Below are 17976 nucleotides of genomic sequence, written 5' to 3'. Positions count from 1 at the left end.
GAGCCGCGAAGCGCGTCTCGAAGGATGGGCCGCGGGTACATCGGGGCCACGTGGTTCGAGACGCGCGAAGACGCGCTCCTCACCATGAGTGGTGAGATTTATTTATCCAGCCACACCTCCTCGAACCGCAGATTGTTGTACTGGCTGTTGGCGTGGGGCCGGAAATTCTTCACGTAGGGCTGCCAGCAATTGCCGGCCGACGAGTGCAGGATGATCGGCCGCGCCGCGTCCTCGACCAACAGCCGCTCGATCTCCCAGACCATCTTCTTGCGCTTTTCCTTGTCGAGCTCGCTCGATTGCGCCGCCAGCAGCCGGTCGACCTCGGCGTTGCAGTATTGGGTATAGTTACGCTCCGACTTGCAGGAATAATTCTCGACGATGTTGCCGTCGGGGTCATCGACGCTGACGCCGGTCAAGTTCAGCCCGATCGTGTAGTCCTTCTTTGCCAGCCGCGCGTACCAGCGCGGCGTGTCGAGGATGTCGAGTTCGCCTGTGATGTAGATCTTCTTGAGCTGGTCGGTCAGGATCACGGCGGGATCGCGATAGGTCGGCAGGTTCCTGGTCTGGATCTTGATCTGCAGCGGCTTGGCGTCGCTATAGCCGAGCTTCTGCATGATCGCCTGCGCCTCGGCGATGTTCTTCTCTGTATCAGGACCGTAGCCCGTGAGCTGCGACACCATTTCCGGCGGCATGCCCCACTCGCCCTCGGGCTTGGCCAGCATCGCACCGCCCATGCGCGCCAAGCCCTCCATCAGGATCGTGTTGAAAGGTTTTCGGTCCAGCACGAGCGACATCGCTTTGCGGATCTCCGGATTGTCGAACGGCGGATTGACGCGGTTGACCATCAGGTTGATCTGCACTCCCGTGGTCGTCATCTCGCAGATCGCGTGCGGCGCCCGCGCCTTCATGTCCTTCATCAGGGGAACGCTGACGTCGGAGGGAAAGGTGATGTCGTATTCGCCGGTCGCAAATGCCAGCATGCGCGTGGCGCGGCTGTCGATCATCCGGAACGTGATCTCGTCGAGATAGGGGCGATCTTTCTTCCAGTAATCGGGATTGCGTACGAGACGGACGGATTCGCCGCGCCTGAATTCGACGAATTTGAACGGCCCGGTGCCGATGGGCTTGGTGCGCATTACCTGCTGCGGCACATGGCAGGGATAAACCGGCGAAAACGCGCTCGCCAGCAGCACCGGCAGACTCGGCTGCGGCTCGCTCAGCTCGAACGTCGCTTCGTAGTCGCCGTTGATGGAAACATCCTGCAGCTTGCTGTACCAGACCTTGCGCGGGTTGCGGTGAAAGTCCTTGGTCTCGCCGCCCTTCCCGATCAGCATCCGCCAGGTGCACTGCACGTCCTTGGCCGTGAACGGCTGGCCGTCGTGCCATTTCACGCCCTGCCTGAGTTTGAAGGTCAGCTTGGTGTTGGTGGAATCCCACGACCAGCTTTCGGCCAGATCCGGGATGACTGTATCGATACTCTCATGGACCTTGGCCGGATCGAACACCACGAGGTTGTTGAAGATGGCCGCAAACGGCGTCACCGAGGCAATCGTCGCTTCCTCATGCAGCGAGGTCGAGGGCGGATTGTCGTTGTGATAGAGCCTGAGCGTGCCGCCCTTCTTCTGCGCCATGGCGGGGAACGCGGAAACTGCGATGAGGCAAATTAGCGCGATGGCTGCGGCTGGTTTGAACAGTGACCGCGTGGCGCGCATGCTAGCCTCCCAGACTTGTTGTTCTTGCTTTTTGTTCTTGTCGAACAGCCAGAGTGCCGGAGGCCGCCGGCTTAATCAATACTCGCAGTTTCGGTAGTTCGGAGCTTCGCAGCCTTGCTCGGCAACCACATGACCGCGACGGACCCGATTCCGCGCCGATTTCCGCATGCGTTCCCCATCCGGCGGGCGCATGCCGCGCCACGGGGAATGGGGGTTGGATGCCCCCCCGAAATTGGCTACTAGTTTGGCCGCCGAAAACGGATGCGTTCGGGGACTTTGAATGACCTATTGTTGCGGAATTCTGGTGCGGGACGGTCTCGTCATGATCGCGGATACCCGCACCAATGCCGGCCTCGACAATGTGTCGACCTTTCGCAAGCTGCATATTTTCTCAAACCCCGGCGAGCGCATCATGGCGATTGCCAGCGCCGGCAATCTGGCGATCAGCCAGTCCGTGCTGTCGACCCTGACCGAGGGCTTCGCAGATCCCAACACCGGCGAGGTCGAGACGCTGATGAACGCGCCGACCATGTTCCAGGCGGCGCAGCGTATCGGGCGAGCGATCCGCCTGGTCCATGCCACCGAAGGCCCGGCGCTGCGGTCCGAAGATGTCTCCTTCGACGTCTCCTTCCTGTTCGGCGGGCAGATCAAGGGCTCGCGGATGCGGCTGTTCATGGTCTACACCGCCGGCAATTTCATCGAATGCACCACGGATACGCCCTATTTGCAGATCGGCGAGCACAAATACGGCAAGCCGGTGCTTGACCGCGCGATGCATTACGATGTCGAGCTCTATGAGGCGCTGAAGACCGGCCTGATCTCGATGGATTCGACCATGCGCTCCAACCTCGGCGTCGGCCTGCCGATCGACATTCTGGTGGTGCGCACCGATGCCTGCGAGGCCGATCTCAACCACCGCATCGAGGCGGGCGAACCCTATTTCCACGATCTGCGCTCGCGCTGGTCGGCGGCCTTGCGGGCGGCCCACCAGAATATTCCAAGACCCCCCTACAAATCCGAAACAGAAACCAAAAACTGAAGGCGAGGAAACAATGGCCGACGCAACCAACAAGATCGCACTCGTGACCGGTGCCGGCACCGGCGTCGGACGCGCCGCATCACTGGCGCTGATGAATGCCGGCTACATCGTCGTGCTCGCCGGGCGCCGCATGGAGATGCTGGAGGAAACCAAGAGGCTCGGCGACAACGTCGGCAAGAGCATGTGCGTTTCCGCTGACATGACCAAGCCCGATTCGATCGCGGCGCTGTTCGCCAAGGTGAAGGATACCTACGGCCGGCTCGACGTGCTCTTCAACAATGCCGGCATGGGCGCGCCGCCGGTCAATTTCGAGGACCTCAGCCTCGAGCAGTGGCAGGCGGTGGTGAACACCAACCTCACGGGCCCCTTCCTGTGCACCCAGCACGCCTTCCGTATTATGAAGGACCAGAACCCGCGCGGCGGCCGCATCATCAATAACGGCTCGATCTCCGCGCATGCGCCGCGGCCGTTCTCCGCGGCCTATACTTCGACCAAGCACGCAATCACCGGCCTGACCAAGGCCTCCAACCTCGATGGCCGCATGTACGACATCGCGGTCGGCCAGGTCGATATCGGCAATGCCGCAACCCCGATGACCGACCGCATGGTCGCCGGCCCCGGCGTGATGCAGCCCGACGGCACGATGAAGCACGAGCCGCGCATGGACGCGAAGGCGGTCGGCGACGCCGTCGCCTACATGGCGAGCCTGCCGCTCGATGCCAACGTGCTGTTCATGACGGTCATGGCGACCAAGATGCCATTCGTGGGACGGGGCTGATCGAATCCACCCGCGTCGTCCCTGCGAACACGCGGACCCATACTCCGCAGCGCTGGCTGGGTTTTCACAACTCGGCAAGGCTGGCATAATCGCTGCCGGGTTTGGGGGATTCATGCTGCAACTGCAATCGGCTTTTGGCGTGCTGGCGTTGCTGGCGATCGCATGGGCCTGCGGCGAGAACCGCCGCGCCGTGTCGCTCCGTCAAGTGGCGATCGGGCTGGCGGTCACCATCGTCACCGCGCTGGTGCTGCTCAAGCTGCCGCCGGTGGCAAAGGCGTTCGGCGCCATCAACGATGCCGTCAACACCATCGCGGCGGCGACGCGCGCCGGCACCTCCTTCGTGTTCGGCTATGTCGGCGGCGGCGCATTGCCGTTCGATCTCAAGGCGCCGGGCGCGGATTTCGTGCTGGCGTTCCAGGCGCTGCCGATCGTGCTGGTCATGAGCGTTCTGACGACCTTGTTGTTCTATTGGCGCGTCTTGCCGCCGATTGTGCGCGGCATGGCGCGGCTGCTGGAGCGCACGCTCGGCGTCGGCGGCGCGGTTGGGCTGTCGACTGCGGCCAATATCTTTCTCGGCATGGTCGAGGCGCCGCTGTTCATCCGGCCCTATCTCGCGCAGCTCACGCGCAGCGAATTGTTCCTAGTGATGACCGGCGGCATGGCCGGCATCGCCGGCACCGTGCTGGTGCTCTACGCCACCTTCCTCGCGCCGCTGATCCTGGACGCGGCTGCGCATTTTGTCATCGCATCCGTGCTGGGCGCGCCGGCCGCTATCCTCGTCAGCCTGATCATGGTGCCGGAGACTTCCGATAAACGCACCGGCGGCTCGCTTGAAGATCCCGACATGCACGCATCCTCGACCATGGACGCCATCGCCAAGGGCACTGCGGCGGGGCTCGAATTGCTGCTCAACATCGTCGCGATGCTGCTGGTGCTGGTGGCGCTGGTCTATCTCGTCAATGCAATCCTCGGACTGTTGCCCGAGATCGGCGGTGCAAAAATTTCGCTGCAGCGACTGCTCGGCTACCTGATGGCGCCGGTGTGCTGGCTGATGGGCCTGCCCTGGGGGCAGGCCGTCACGGCCGGAAGCCTGATGGGTACCAAGACCGTGCTGAACGAGCTGATCGCCTATCTTGAGCTTTCAAAGCTCGGCGCCGATGCGCTCGACCCGCGCTCGCGGCTGATCATGCTTTATGCGATGTGCGGTTTTGCCAACTTCGCCAGCCTCGGCATCATGATCGGCGGTCTCGGCACCATGGCACCGGAGCGGCGCGAGGAGATCAATGCGCTCGGGCTGAAGTCGATCGTCTCGGGCACGATCACGACGTGCCTGATGGGGGCGGTGGTGGGGGTGATGACGTGACGCTCTCTCCGTCGTTCCGGGGCGACCGTCAGCGTCGAACCCGGAACCTCGAGACCGGGTTCGATGCTTCGCATTCGCCCCGGAATGACGCCGAAGGTTACGACGCCAACTCCACCGTCTTGAAATCCGCCGGCAAGATCACTTCCAGCAGTTCGACGTCGTCGGAATAATCCATAATCAGGTGCTTGATGCGCGGCGGCTGGGTCCAGGCGCTGCCTTCCTTCATCAGCGTCTCGCCCTGCCCTTCCATGTAGGTCTTCACCCAGCCCTTGAGCACGTAGACCATCTGAAATTCGACGTCGTGGTAGTGCAGTTTTGAAACTTCCGCGGGATTGCAGGGCCCCTGCAGGCGGATCACATGCGCCTGCGCCAGACCATGCGTCGCATCCTTGATGCCGAGGTCGCGGTATTTTGCGTAAGCGCGCAGGCCGTCGGCCTTGAAATCTTCTTCGCGGTGATGGCTGATGGCGATGGTCTGCTTCGGCCGCGCCTTTCTTGCCGGCTTGGCCTTCGACACGCGTCCTTTGGATTTGATGGTCTTGCGGACTGCGGATTTTGCGGCTGCGTTGTGACCCGACCATTTCTTCTTCACGGCGGGCTGCGCCGCGGGTCGTGATGCCACTTTCCTTTTGGCCATGGGTGCCTCCCTTTTTTGATTATCGCGGGAGGCTAACACGAATTCGATTCGATCGGGTGGGCAAAGGCGCATCGCGCCATGCCCGCCATCCTCTGTCAGACCTTATCCTGAGAAGCCTGCGCGGCAGGCGTCTCGAAGGATGAATGGCACCACCAGGGCTGCATGGTTCGAGACGGCACTGGCGCGCCTCCTCACCATGAGGGTTGACTTCAATGCAGCCTGAATACGCCGTCGACCGCGCGCAGCTCAGCCGGCTTGATCAGCTTGGAATGCGCAACCGTTACGGAAAACAGCGGGCCATCAAGCTTTTCCTGCCAGAAAGCGAGGAAATCCTTCAGCGCGGGGAATTTCGGAAACAGATCGTAATCCTGCCAGACATAGGTCTGCAGCAATGAAGGGTGATCCGGCATCCGATACAGGATTTGCGCCGTCGTCAGCCCGTAACCCAGCACCTGTTTCCGGAAGTCGTCGGAAACAACTCCAACCCGCGAGACCATGCCAATACCTCCATTTCAGGAGCGCATTGTCGTGGTGGCCACACACCGAGCCACCCCGGCGGAGATGCGCTCACATGAGAGAAATGTGACGCACGATACCAACCTATCACAAGCCTAAATGTTTAATGATGTGTTGAAAATTCGCGCGTTAGCAGCAGCTTACCGCACGTGCTAATAGGGGCATGGGAGCGCCCGCCACCGGGATTAATCATGCCGAACAAAATTGGCAGGCGGTGTGCCTGAGTGCTAATTTTTCTGCTAGAAGCCCTTGTCCCCCGAACAAGTCTGGCCTAAATCACCCGCAGCCGCGCTGGCACTCGCTGGCACGGACTGCCAAAATTCCAAAATTCGACAACATTCCCAAATGTTTAGGAGGACTGCATGAACTTCCGTCCGCTTCACGACCGCGTCGTCGTCAAACGCATCGACGCAGAAGAGAAGACCGCTGGCGGCATCATCATTCCGGACACTGCCAAGGAAAAGCCCTCCCAGGGCGAAATCGTCGCCGTCGGCCCCGGCGGCCGTGACGAAACCGGCAAGCTGATCCCGATCGATCTCAAGGTCGGCGACCGCGTGCTGTTCGGCAAGTGGTCGGGCACCGAGGTCAAGATCGACGGCCAGGAGCTCCTGATCATGAAGGAGTCCGACATCATGGGCGTGCTCGACGTCTCCGCCACGAAGAAAAAGGCCGCCTAAGCTAGTCGCCTGCCACGCTCACCCTGAGGAGCGCCCGCAAGGCGCCTCCCCGACAGGGTGAGAAACAAGCATCAACTCAGGGAAACCAGATATGTCCGCTAAAGAAGTTAAATTCGGCGTCGACGCCCGCGACCGCATGCTGCGCGGCGTCGACATTCTCGCCAACGCCGTCAAGGTGACGCTCGGTCCGAAGGGCCGCAACGTCGTGCTCGACAAGTCGTTCGGCGCTCCCCGCATCACCAAGGACGGCGTCACCGTCGCCAAGGAGATCGAGCTCGACGACAAGTTCGAGAACATGGGCGCCCAGATGGTGCGCGAAGTCGCCTCCAAGTCCGCTGACGCGGCCGGCGACGGCACCACCACCGCGACCGTTCTGGCAGCCGCGATCGTCCGTGAAGGCGCCAAGTCGGTTGCTGCCGGCATGAACCCGATGGATCTGAAGCGCGGTATCGACCTCGCGGTGGAAGCCGTGGTCGCCGACCTCGAGAAGAACTCCAAGAAGGTCACCTCGAACGACGAAATCGCCCAGGTCGGCACCATCTCCGCCAACGGCGACGCCGAGATCGGCAAGTTCCTCGCCGACGCCATGAAGAAGGTCGGCAACGAGGGCGTCATCACGGTTGAGGAAGCCAAGTCGCTCGAAACCGAACTCGACGTCGTCGAGGGCATGCAGTTCGACCGCGGCTACATCTCGCCCTACTTCGTCACCAACGCCGACAAGATGCGCGTTGAAATGGACGACGCCTACATCCTGATCAACGAGAAGAAGCTCTCTTCGCTCAACGAGCTGCTACCGCTGCTGGAGGCCGTGGTGCAGACCGGCAAGCCGCTGCTCATCGTCGCCGAAGATGTCGAAGGCGAAGCGCTCGCCACCCTCGTCGTCAACCGTCTGCGCGGTGGCTTGAAGGTCGCGGCCGTCAAGGCTCCGGGCTTCGGCGATCGCCGCAAGGCCATGCTGCAGGACATCGCGGTTCTGACCGGCGGTCAGGCGATCTCCGAAGATCTCGGCATCAAGCTCGAGAACGTCACGCTGCAGATGCTCGGCCGCGCCAAGAAGGTGATGATCGACAAGGAGAACACCACGATCGTCAACGGCGCCGGCAAGAAGGCCGACATCGAGGCCCGCGTGCAGCAGATCAAGGCACAGATCGAGGAAACCACCTCGGACTATGACCGTGAGAAGCTGCAGGAGCGTCTGGCCAAGCTCGCGGGCGGCGTCGCGGTGATCCGCGTCGGCGGCGCGACCGAAGTCGAGGTGAAGGAGCGCAAGGATCGCGTGGATGACGCGATGCATGCGACCCGCGCGGCGGTCGAGGAAGGCATCGTGCCGGGCGGCGGCGTCGCCCTGCTCCGCGCCACCGAGCAGCTCAAGCGCATCAGGACCGCCAACGACGACCAGAAGACCGGCGTCGAGATCGTGCGCAAGGCGCTGTCTGCGCCGGCCCGCCAGATCGCGGTCAACGCCGGTGAAGACGGCTCGGTCATCGTCGGCAAGATCCTCGAGAAGGACCAGTACAACTACGGCTTCGACTCGCAGACCGGCGAGTACGGCAACCTGGTCTCCAAGGGCATCATCGACCCGACCAAGGTGGTCCGCACCGCGATCCAGAACGCGGCTTCCGTCGCGGCTCTCCTGATCACGACCGAGGCCATGATCGCCGAACTGCCGAAGAAGAACGCTCCGGCAGCCGGCATGCCCCCCGGCGGCGGCATGGGCGGCATGGACTTCTAAGGTCCGGTAAGGTCCGGCCTCGCAAGGCGAATACAAGAAACGCAAAACCCCGGCAGAAATGCCGGGGTTTTTGTTTTGCAGAGGGTTTTGGTGCTCGCCCTAACGCGAGTGAACGTCGTTTTTCTTGCAACGCTACGCTGAAGTGAAGTCTGCCTGCTCTCTGAGATATCCTTGTTATGCACAACACGCCACAAATATACGTTCGTTTGTATTGACAAACCCCGAAAAAATTTTTCGCGAGAGTCGCAATTCGAACCGACGCTCTCGTTCTCTTAGCGCAAAGTCGTAGTGGGTAAGGGGCTAAATCAAAGCTCATCCAAAATCTGAATCAACACGGAGCGCGAGCTCTCGTGACGCAAGCGAGCGTTGCGGAGAATGCTTTCGCTTGGGAAAGGTAATGCTGCGTGAGTGAAAGCGAAATGAAAGCGACGAACGGAACCAATGCCTTCTTCGGGATGCCGCTGCTGGACTTCTCGAAGATCGCCTTGCCTGGCATCGGCGGCAACGAGCAGGTCCTCGCCCGCGCACAGGAAGGCTTCGAGAAGATCAGGACCGCCTCGGACGAGATGACCGAAGCGCTGCGCGAGACCTGGTCAAGCAATGCCAGAAGTGCGACCGACTACGGGATGAAGGTGTTTGAACTCTCAAACGCCAATGCCGCCTCGGCGCTCGATTTCCTGATCCATCTCTGCGCTAGCAAATCGGCGGCCGACGTTTTTACGTTGTCAGCCGCGCAAACCCGCAAGGCGTTCGAAACCGCTTCCGACCAGAACAGGGAATTATGGACGCTTGCCCAGAAGCTTGCGACCGAAACGGGTGAGCCGGTCAGGAAGCACTTCAGCAAGGTTCTTCACAAGGCAGGCTAAAAAGCCCGCAGATTTCACAACCAGGAAACGTTTTGAGGAGAGATCCGGCCGGTTGGACCAAGCCAGGTGAGCATAGGAGGCCCCCCACCAGCCCCTGCTCTACCGAACGAGGTGCGCGGATGCCCCCAAGTCACCTGCACCGACGACAGGCGCACTCCAACCGGCCGGTGCTTTTCGCACCAACACAATGGGCAATCGCAAGGAGGGCGACATGGGTATGGTGATGGTCAAATGTCCGGAAACCGGACATCCGATTCCCACAGGTATCAAGACTGATCGCGAGAGCTTCGGCCGGCGTCCCGTGTTTTTCTCTCGCACGCGTTGCGTGATCTGCCACACCGATCATCCCTGGTTTGCGCGCGAAGCGTGGGTCGACGAGCCGAGCATCCGGGTGCGGCATCGGGGCGCAGCCTCGCCGTCGTAATCCTTGACGCCGATCAGCCGATGACTGCGATGAGGGGGACACGATGCCGCGCATGCAAATCTCAAACGAGACATCCGCCGAGACATCCACCTGGCTGCTGCAGGCCAAGGACATCCTTGATGAGGCACGACGGCTAAAGCCGGGTCCGGAGCGCAAGGAGTTGCGCGAGACGGCGAAGGTGCTGCGAGAAATTGCGAAGCTCGAGGCACGATCCGCGCAACCGGACGAACGTGACTGGCCGCGGGATACCTGACTTCGGGACGCACACTGACCTTATCTTGGGACGGCTGCCACGCAGCCGTCTCGAAGGACGGGCGGCGATGGGTTACGCGCGTCAGCTAGCCCCTTCCCCTCCACGGAGCTTTTCGGGAACGCCGCAGCGGAAGATACGAGGTCAAGGGATCGCGCGAGCGCTCACCGGACACCACCCGACTTTCTTCCAGGGGTGCGCCCGTCTTCGAACGGAATCGGCGCGCGAGATTGGTCCGAATTCGCCGAGAAAATCTCCTCGACCTCAAGACGCATGACCCGATGGCATTCGCAAGCTACCGCGGCGAGCCGCACCCGATCGATCTCGATCAGGCCTCGCCGATCGGATCTGATCGCCCCGCGCGCGCGCAGATTGCGCATCACCAGCGTCACGGTCGTACGCCGCACGCCAAGCATTTGCGACAACGCGTGCTGGGTTAGCGGGAGCACATCTTGATCGACGCGGTCCCGCAGTTGAAGCAGCCACCGTGCCATGCGCATTTCGACCGGATGCAGCGCATTGCAGGCCAACCCGAGCTGGAACTGTATCAACATCGCCTTGATGTGATTTTGAACCATGCGTCGGATCGCGGGGCTGCGGTTAAAGACGCCGTAAAACCGCGATGCAGGGATGCGAGACGCGGTGCCGGCCGCGCGAACGACGGCCGTCGTGGCCGAAGGTGATGGCCCGAGCACCGAAAGCATGCCGACGGCTCCCTCACGCCCGATTGCCGCGGTGGCGACCGTGTGCCCGTCCGCCATGTCGATCATCAGCGTGATGGCGCCGCTGTGGGGGAAAACCACGTACTCGATATCGTCACCCGCCCGCGAAAGGACCGCGTCCTGATCGAGTGCGACCAACTCAAGTTCGGGCTCTAGCAGATCGTGGTCCAGCGTCGGCAAAGCTGCAAGAAGGCGATTGCCCGTGCCGCGGCGAGACATCACTGCGGAGAACCCGCGGCGATGCGTCTGCGGCGTTCTCCATTTGGAGTGTCGCGAAACGACCGTCTCAACATAGATAAAATCTGCATTCTGTACGCGTATTCACAACGCGCTCTCATCCCTAAAATAAACTCCAAACGCTCGGTGCCGACGCGAACCTTCTGCCCGCTATGCTCTGAGAAATTAGATGCAAATGGGCCGCCGGACGCAACCGCAAAAAACGCATGGGTAACACCGTAAGCTTACGGGAGACACGCGGTTCCAATTCCATTGCGGGCCGGCATTATAATGCAGCGAAGGTAATGCAGCCACTGTGTTGCGCTATTGCACCGCCGTTCCGATCGATACGTCAAGCGCCACCCCTCGGTGGCCTTCCACGCAGCGAGGAGTGAAGCGACGAACAATCCATGCTTCGGCTAAGCGGCGCTGTGGATTGCTTCGCTTCGCTCGATGACGTGGAGAGGGTTCGCTTTCGCAGACGATTGACGATTACTGAATCTTCGCGAGCACCGCGAGGCGGCGGATGCCCTTGTTGCGATAGGCGTCGAGGAAAGCGTAGTAGTCCTTGAAGGAGACGCAGCCGTTGGACTGTCCGCTCGGCCCAAGCATATAGGTGTGGGCGAGCAGTCCGTCGCGGTTGAAGATCTTGTCCTGGCCGCCGATCGGCGTCAGCCGCAGCGCCGGCACGCCGTGAAACAGCGCCTCGCGCGGCTTCAGTTCGTAGATGTGCGGCGGCGTTACGCCCTGCATCCGCACATGCGCGGAGCGAACGTCATCCATCTTGGAGCCCAAACCGGAATGGGCCTCCAGCCTGGTGCCATCGGGGAGGTAGACCGTTTTCGCGGAAATATCATAGACCGCTGTCTGCCGATCATAGGGCGGTGAGCCGCCGAGCATCGGGTTCTGGCTGCGGGTATCGATGATGCTTCCGGTGACGCTGGCGTCGGCAGAGGCATAGGCCAACAGCGCGTTCGACGGCTGCTTACCCCACAGCTTCTCGACCATGTTCGACCTGTCGGTCGAGCCGATCGACATCACCGCCGCCTTGGCGCGTTGCGCCATGTCGCGAAGCGGGTTGGTCGGCGCCTTCGCGGGCTCCTGCGCTGCCGGTGCCGGGACATTGAGCGCAAGCTGGGTCGCCGGGGCCGCAACCTTCGGCTTGGGTGTTTCGGCGCGCTTGGGCGTCTCGACGGCCTTTGGCGCTTCTGTCGGCGGCTGGGCTTCCGCCAGTTTCGCTGTTTCGACGGGCTTGAACTCGGCTGCCCGCGAGAGCTCGCCTTGTGCGGCCGCGGCAGCGAACCTTTCGCTGAACATCAGCGAACTCGCGACGTTCTCCGGCGCCGGCATCACCAACGGGCGTTGCTCCAGCGATGCGAAGATTTCGTTGAAGGCCGGCTGCATTGGGTGGATCGCGACCACACTGGAATTCTTGACCGCGGGCGCCTCGAAAGCCGCGCTGTTCACGGACGGATAGATGCTCGCGCCGATCACGTTGCTGTAAACGGTCCAGGCGCAGCCCAGCACGAGGCCTGCAACCGCGACACCGCCGAGGAAGTATTGGGGAATGGCTTTACGGGAGGATTTCCTGCGGTTTTGAGCCGCAGGGCCGAACGCACGCGTACGCTTACTCATTCACACAACGCCCAGAACAATTCCACCAAGTCCCCAATTGATGCTGCGTCCGGAGACGTCCCTGCAGCATCTCGCAGAGGCACCGAGCGTCATTAAGGCGAATTTTAGTTAAATCCGGCTTAAACGCAGGCGGATGTAAGGCAGGTGCAAATCCATGGAACTATTGGGGAAATTGTCCCCGTAATGATCCGGAATTTGGACCCAAACAGGGACATCCGGCGTCGGCTCGCACCGGGTGTCCCATATCGGGCCAAGTTAGGCCTCAATCCGTGGAACGGGCCGAATTCATTCTCGCCGGCGCCATCGCCACCACGGACGAACGCAGCGTGTGCTCACCTTGATCGAACCGGCGTGTTCGGCCAGCACCTCCGGCGGTAGGCCATCGGACTTTCATCAAGGTCCACCTCAGCGCGTCGTGAGCGCTGGTAGCTCAGCCGCGGATACCAATCCTTGCCGCGCCCTTCCGGCGTGGTGTCGAGAATGGTCCACAGCGGATCGATGTCGGGTGCGCCGCGCGGATCCTGTCCGGGGTCGGCGGTCGAAGAACCCATTTCGCCGGACCAGAAATGGCGGATGCTGCCGTCGCGGCGCGTGAACACGTTATAGCCGGGCGCGTCCGCATCGGTCGCACTGACATAGTCGCGCGTGTAATCGCCCGACACATCGGAATAGATCCGGTGCCGCGTCCAGCCGCGTGCCTTCTTCGCCGCGGTCAACCGCGCAATCGGGGAGCGTGCCACGAACACGAAGGCGATGCGCTGCTCGACATCGGGCAGCTTGCTTTCCCAGGTGCTCATGAACGAGGTGCACATCGGGCACGGCTGCTCGCGCTGCGGGCCGAACATGTAGCTGTAGATCACGAGTGTCTGCTTGTCGCCGAACAGGTCCGACAAGGTTGCCTTGCCGCTCTCGCCTTCGAATTCATAGTTCTTTGTTACCGCGCCTCCAGGCGGGAGCGCACGGCGCAATGCGGCTACGCGCTCGATGTGGCGGCGCAATTCGATCTCTTCCGCCAGCAATTGCTCGCGGGCGCGGCGATATTCGGCGCTCTCGTTGGGAAAGCGCACGTTGTTTGCGCGTGCAAGCTCGGCGGCTGGTTTCAGTGCGGAACCGGACATGGCGATACCTCCTGTTGGACTGGACCATTGGAAGACGTTCCACGCCTTGCCGGACCGACAGCACGAAAAAAACGGCGCTAAACCGGCGGTTTCATCTCGTTTTGGCGGATTTTTTGGCCTGTTTCACGCATTGCAGCTATCCCCGAACCTTAATCGCGGCGCGTAGACACATTATCGCCGGCCATCGGCTTTGCACTGGAGGGCGTGATACGGTACCGTATCACCCTTATTCGCTATATTCGCCCGTACCCAAGGGGAAGCTGCCATGACCATGATGCTGGCACGCGTTGGATCGATCGCCTTGGCAGGTGCGCTGCTGCTACTTGCCGGGCCTGCGGCGGCCCAGCCGGCAGCATCAGGCTGCACGTCCGCACCGACGGCTCAGGGAACACAGACCTTGCGTTGTGAGAGGGCGATCACGATCGTGGCCGAGAGCGGTGCCAAGTTCGAGCTGAGTGATCGCAACCGCGACGGCCAGGTCGATTCTGTCGAACTCAGTAACAAGGCGCTGCTGCTCGAGGTGCCGAAGAAGCCGGGCCGCACCCGGTTTGACGTGATCACGCCACAGGCGATTGCCGCCGTGCGCGGGACCAAATGGACGGTCGATGCCGAAGGCGGAAAAACTTCCGTCTTTGTTGTCGATGGCCGGGTAAGCGTCGCGCGCCCTGGCGGCCGAGGCAGTGTCGTGCTTGGCGCCGGCGACGGCGTCGACGTCGAGACAACGGGCGACCTGATCGTAAAGCGCTGGCCGCCGGCGCGCGTTAGCGCCCTGATGGCAAGATTGGGACAATAGAAGCCAGGCAAAATGAGCCGTCGACGTCTTCATATTCTGGTTGCATTGCTCTGCACGGGATTATGGGCAGGCGCGATATGGCTCGGCCATTCGAGCGGCCATATGCGGTTTCTCGACCGGCTCGAGTCGGCATTGACCGATGTACGAACGCTGGCGCGCGGCGTAAAGGCGCCGCCGGACCTCGTCACGATCGTCGCGATCGACGATACCCTCGTCAAGCTCGGCGGCACTTATCCGTTGCCGCGAACGGAGATCGCCAGGATCGTCGAGGCGATCGCGCGGCTGGAGCCGAAGGTCATTGCCGTCGACCTGCTGCTGATCGACAAGGGACCCGCCGATGGCGATGCGGCGCTCGCGAAATCGTTCGCGGCGCGACCGACCGTGCTTGCCGCGGCGGCAGTATTTTCCAACACCGTTCAGCCGTCTGCGGAGAGCGACGGTCCACTGACCCGCCTGCCGAAGGCCAACCGCTTCCTGTTGCCGCTCCCGGCATTTGCCGAACACGCGGAAGTCGGCATTGCCAACGTGGCGACGGGCCAGACCGGCACGCCTTTATCGGTGCCGATGCTGTTCCGGACGCGCGACAATATCGAATTGTCGTTTCCGCTTCGCGTCGCCTCCGTCGCGATCGGCCAGAAGCTGACCATTGAGCCCGACCGCCTGCTGTTCGGCGACCGGCCGATTCCAACGGCTTCCGGTTACACCCTGCCGATTTCCTATTATGGCCCGCGTCAGACCATTCGCACCATCAGCGCCGCCAACCTGATCGACGGCGATGTCGACAAGGAAGCCATTGCGGGCCGGATCGTCGTGCTCGGCGCGACCGCAATCGGCGCCGGCGACTTTTTTCCGACGCCGTTCGATTCGCTGATGCCGGGGGTGGAAATCATCGCTACCGCGATCACGCATCTGGTCGCAGGAGACGGCATCGTTCGTGACCGGCCGGTCCGCATCGCCGACGCCATCACCACGATCCTGCTGCCGGTGCTGCTGGTCGGATTGTTGGCCTGGCGGCGAAACGCGATCGGTCTGGTTACGGTCAGCGCGGTGATTCTGGCATGGGCGGCCGCGAACACAATTGCTTTCGCGCACGGCATCTGGCTTGACGCCGCGACGACCATCGCCGCCGTAGCGCCGCCGCTGATGCTGTTCGGCGGGATCCAGCTATGGTCGGGCCGGCGCAGCGCCCAGCATCTCGCCACGCAAAACAAGCTGCTCGAACAATTCCATACACCGGGCTTGCAGCAATGGCTGAAGCGCGATCCTGACTTCCTGCTGGCGCCGGTCCGGCAGAATGCCGCCGTCGTGTTCGTCGACCTGTCCGGGTTTACCTCGCTCAGCGAGACGCTCGATCCCGATGCTACCCGGGGTCTGCTGAAGGAGTTTCACGCCCTGGTCGACAAGGAAGCGACGCGCTGCGGCGGCGTGATCACAAGCTTCCTCGGCGATGGAGCCATGATTCTGTTCGGCCTGCCGGAGGCGGCGCCCGACGATGCCGCGCGCGCGGGGCAATGTTCGATCGCGCTCTGCGTGAAGACCGAACGCTGGATCAAGGCATTGCCGCCGGCGATCGCCGCTCGGATCGGATTCAAGATCGGTGCGCATTTCGGACCGATCGTCGCCTCCCGGCTCGGCGGCCGAAACCATCAGCACATCACTGCGACCGGCGACACCGTGAACGTGGCAAGCCGGCTGATGGAAGTAGCGGCCCGCCACGATGTCCGGCTGGCGCTGAGCGACACGTTGCGCATCGCGGCGGAAGGCGCCGGCGCGCGGCTGAAAACCGGCAGCCTCGCCGGTCCTGTCGATGCGCAGATCCGCGGCAGGTCCGGCTCGCTCAAGGTCTGGCTGTGGCGGAACGAACATTCCAGGCCGGATCAACGCGCGCATCCCGACGCCGCCGAGTGATTGATGCGCCGCCTTATTGCAGTTCCGGCGGAGGCGTGCGGTCGAATACCTCACCCTTCGGCCCCTGCAGGAGATGGAGCGCGTAGGTTTCGACCACCAGGGGACCGCGCTTGCGCTCGACTTCGCCGACCTTCCCGACGCGGGCGAACCTGTCCTTTAACGGTGCGTCGCCCGGCCAGAGCTCGCGTACATAAAGCAGCGGTCCGGCGAGCTGCGCTGCGTCGGGCTCGGGCATGTTGATCCAGCGGATACGCTGGCTCTGCTGCGCGACGCACGTCCCCTTCGGCAGGTGGAAGGCGAGCCAGCCGGTGGTGCCGTAATCCGAGGCCAGCACGCAGGTGGCGCCCGTTTGCGCCCTCGCCGCTTCGATCGCGGCGGCCGTCTCGCGCCAGCCGATGCCGATGCTGCGCACTGTGGCGTCGCGACGATAGCCCGACAGCAGTCCAGTATCGGCCTGCACGACGAGCAGCACGAACATCACGACGCCGCCCGGCGCCGCCCAGCGCCGGCAGAAATCAACAAGGTGCTGCCAGTGCGGCGCCCATTCGACGAGATGCGCGGCGACGGCGGCAGCAATGGCAAACGCCGGATAGACCGGCGCAAACCAGTTGGCCTCGACGCGGGCATGCAGCGAATGCCAGACGAAATAGGCGACGATGATCCAGAACATCACATTGAGGAGCGCACGCGCCGGCGGCGCGCCGACCCGGCGGCGGAGCAGCGCGTAAAGCCCCATCGCGCCGAGGATCCATACCAGCGGCGTCGCAAACGCGATCTGCGTCGGAAGCAGTTCGGCGATGTAGACCGGGCGGAAATCCTCGATCCGCGCCCGTCCCATTTGCTTGATGAAGGAGACCCAGTGGTGCTCGGCGTTCCAGAGAATGACCGGCGCGAACAGCAGGAGCGCGACGAGCCCGCCGAGATAAAGCCAGGGCGAGATCAGCCAGTGCCGCAGCTTCGGAACGGCGATCAGCCAGATCAGGATGGCGGGCCCGAAGAACAGCGCGGTGTATTTCGACAACAACGCGCAACCCGCGGCGGCACCGACCGCGAGCCACCACGCGCCTTGGCCGGTGTGCAGCACCTTGGCGAGCGCAAACATTAGCAGACTGGAAGCCACCAAGAGCGGCGCGTCAGGCGTGACGATCATGGTGCCGACCGCGGCCATCAGCGTAATGTTCAAGAGAATAGCCGACGAGGCGGCCACGCGCCGGCTGCCGAATAGGATGGCGGCCGCCTGATAGATCGCCCAGCTCATCGGCAGCGCTAGCAGGATCGAAACCAATCGGACGCCGAACTCGGTATCGCCTGCGATCATCGTGCCGAGCCGGATCACCACCGCGACCATGGGCGGATGATCGTAATAGCCGCCGGCGAGGTGCTTCGACCACATCCAGTAATAGGCTTCGTCGAAGGTGATCGGCGTGAACGCCGCGGCGATCAGGCGCAGGCCAACCAGCGCCAGGATCGCAAGACCCGTGTTGAGGGCAATCCGCGCCTCGTTCGGGGTCATTTTGGAGCCCTCTCCATTCTGATCAGATCAGAACCGGGCTCCAGTGTATCGTTCTGACGCGTTTTCTTCACGCGAAC

17 protein-coding genes are annotated in these 17976 nt (G+C 62.4%); 10 read left to right on the top strand and 7 right to left on the bottom strand.

Annotation, left to right across the window (positions count from 1 at the left end):
- Positions 1–98: 98 nt before the first annotated feature.
- Positions 99–1712 (bottom strand): ABC transporter substrate-binding protein, encoded by a 1614-nt coding sequence (locus tag HCN50_RS08180; protein WP_171709086.1) that lies wholly within the window; start codon positions 1710–1712, stop codon positions 99–101.
- Between the two features lie 280 nt (positions 1713–1992).
- Here HCN50_RS08180 and HCN50_RS08175 point away from each other — a divergent pair, with 280 nt between their 5' ends.
- The 3 genes from HCN50_RS08175 (at position 1993) to HCN50_RS08165 (ending at position 4892) form a co-directional block, all read left to right on the top strand.
- Positions 1993–2751, top strand: a complete 759-nt coding sequence (locus HCN50_RS08175; protein ID WP_171709085.1) for a proteasome-type protease — start codon at positions 1993–1995, stop codon at positions 2749–2751.
- 13 nt (positions 2752–2764) lie between these two features.
- A complete protein-coding gene (locus HCN50_RS08170) occupies positions 2765–3529 on the top strand; it encodes an SDR family oxidoreductase (RefSeq protein ID WP_171709084.1) in 765 nt (254 codons plus the stop codon).
- 112 nt (positions 3530–3641) lie between these two features.
- On the top strand, positions 3642–4892 hold the full coding sequence (locus HCN50_RS08165; RefSeq protein WP_171709083.1) for a NupC/NupG family nucleoside CNT transporter: 1251 nt from the start codon (positions 3642–3644) through the stop codon (positions 4890–4892).
- Positions 4893–4989: 97 nt separating this feature from the next.
- Here the strand turns inward: HCN50_RS08165 and HCN50_RS08160 are convergent, their stop codons facing one another.
- Positions 4990–5529 (bottom strand): cupin domain-containing protein, encoded by a 540-nt coding sequence (locus HCN50_RS08160; protein ID WP_171709082.1) that lies wholly within the window; start codon positions 5527–5529, stop codon positions 4990–4992.
- 209 nt (positions 5530–5738) lie between these two features.
- Entirely contained in the window at positions 5739–6026 is a 288-nt protein-coding gene (locus HCN50_RS08155) for an usg protein (RefSeq protein WP_171709081.1), read from the bottom strand.
- A 381-nt stretch (positions 6027–6407) separates the two neighbouring features.
- Here HCN50_RS08155 and HCN50_RS08150 point away from each other — a divergent pair, with 381 nt between their 5' ends.
- The 5 genes from HCN50_RS08150 (at position 6408) to HCN50_RS08130 (ending at position 9997) form a co-directional block, all read left to right on the top strand.
- Positions 6408–6722: a co-chaperone GroES gene (locus HCN50_RS08150; protein WP_171709080.1), complete on the top strand. Its 315-nt coding sequence runs from the start codon at positions 6408–6410 to the stop codon at positions 6720–6722.
- Between the two features lie 91 nt (positions 6723–6813).
- Positions 6814–8454, top strand: a complete 1641-nt coding sequence (gene groL, locus HCN50_RS08145; protein ID WP_171709079.1) for a chaperonin GroEL — start codon at positions 6814–6816, stop codon at positions 8452–8454.
- 419 nt (positions 8455–8873) lie between these two features.
- Positions 8874–9320, top strand: coding sequence for a phasin family protein (locus HCN50_RS08140; protein WP_235976823.1), 447 nt, complete (start codon positions 8874–8876; stop codon positions 9318–9320).
- Between the two features lie 211 nt (positions 9321–9531).
- Positions 9532–9744, top strand: coding sequence for a hypothetical protein (locus tag HCN50_RS08135; protein ID WP_171709078.1), 213 nt, complete (start codon positions 9532–9534; stop codon positions 9742–9744).
- A gap of 52 nt (positions 9745–9796) precedes the next feature.
- A complete protein-coding gene (locus tag HCN50_RS08130) occupies positions 9797–9997 on the top strand; it encodes a hypothetical protein (protein ID WP_171709077.1) in 201 nt (66 codons plus the stop codon).
- 161 nt (positions 9998–10158) lie between these two features.
- Here HCN50_RS08130 and HCN50_RS08125 read toward each other — a convergent pair whose 3' ends face one another.
- The 3 genes from HCN50_RS08125 to HCN50_RS08115 form a co-directional block, all read right to left on the bottom strand.
- Positions 10159–10935: a Crp/Fnr family transcriptional regulator gene (locus HCN50_RS08125; RefSeq protein ID WP_171709076.1), complete on the bottom strand. Its 777-nt coding sequence runs from the start codon at positions 10933–10935 to the stop codon at positions 10159–10161.
- A gap of 489 nt (positions 10936–11424) precedes the next feature.
- Positions 11425–12567, bottom strand: coding sequence for a tlde1 domain-containing protein (locus HCN50_RS08120; RefSeq protein ID WP_171709075.1), 1143 nt, complete (start codon positions 12565–12567; stop codon positions 11425–11427).
- Positions 12568–12899: 332 nt separating this feature from the next.
- Positions 12900–13685, bottom strand: a complete 786-nt coding sequence (locus HCN50_RS08115; protein ID WP_171709074.1) for a DUF899 family protein — start codon at positions 13683–13685, stop codon at positions 12900–12902.
- Positions 13686–13950: 265 nt separating this feature from the next.
- Between HCN50_RS08115 and HCN50_RS08110 the strand changes: the two genes are divergently transcribed.
- Positions 13951–14478 (top strand): FecR domain-containing protein, encoded by a 528-nt coding sequence (locus HCN50_RS08110; protein WP_235976822.1) that lies wholly within the window; start codon positions 13951–13953, stop codon positions 14476–14478.
- 12 nt (positions 14479–14490) lie between these two features.
- The gene (locus HCN50_RS08105; RefSeq protein ID WP_171709073.1) at positions 14491–16386 is read left to right on the top strand and encodes a CHASE2 domain-containing protein; all 1896 of its coding nucleotides are present in this window, start codon (positions 14491–14493) and stop codon (positions 16384–16386) included.
- Positions 16387–16399: 13 nt separating this feature from the next.
- Here HCN50_RS08105 and HCN50_RS08100 read toward each other — a convergent pair whose 3' ends face one another.
- Positions 16400–17899, bottom strand: coding sequence for a glycosyltransferase family 39 protein (locus HCN50_RS08100; protein WP_171709072.1), 1500 nt, complete (start codon positions 17897–17899; stop codon positions 16400–16402).
- Positions 17900–17976 lie beyond the last annotated feature (77 nt).

It is taken from the genome of Bradyrhizobium archetypum (genome assembly GCF_013114835.1).
GTDB classification, from domain to species: Bacteria; Pseudomonadota; Alphaproteobacteria; order Rhizobiales; family Xanthobacteraceae; genus Bradyrhizobium; species Bradyrhizobium archetypum.
Note: the sequence above shows the minus strand (reverse complement) of the source record. Positions and strands in the feature narration are given on the sequence as shown.